The organism is Faecalibacterium sp. DFI.5.82 (assembly GCF_029076575.1).
Taxonomy (GTDB): Bacteria; Bacillota; Clostridia; order Oscillospirales; family Ruminococcaceae; genus Faecalibacterium; species Faecalibacterium duncaniae.
Map to the genome: position 1 here is coordinate 1 of NZ_JARFIS010000318.1, position 323 is coordinate 323.

General features: G+C 55.1%; 1 pseudogene. It reads left to right on the forward strand.

Annotated elements, in window-relative coordinates:
• Positions 1-48: 48 nt before the first annotated feature.
• A pseudogene (locus P0G09_RS16795) lies at positions 49-323 on the forward strand (DNA mismatch repair protein MutS); the annotation flags it as partial.

A 323-nucleotide genomic window follows, 5' to 3' on the forward strand; every position in this document is an offset into this window, starting at 1 on the left:
CCGGTCAAATCCAAAACGCACGACATGGAGTTGTGAGAAAGGAGACGCATGAAGAAATACACAGACGTTGACATCGTTGCGGAGCTGCAGACGCTCGTGGACAGTCATGTAGACAGCTACAAGGAAGACTTCGACATCGACAAGCGCATCATCCGCCGCGCCGCCGAAAGCCGGAATCCCGAAGACAAGACGCTGATGTGGTTCTGCCGCCCGCACGGAACGCACTGCCTCAACGAAAATCAGGTATTCATTCAGGGAACGCGGGATCACAACACCTTCCGTTTCTATGCGGAACAGACCTACGACGAGTGCGTTGCCCGCGT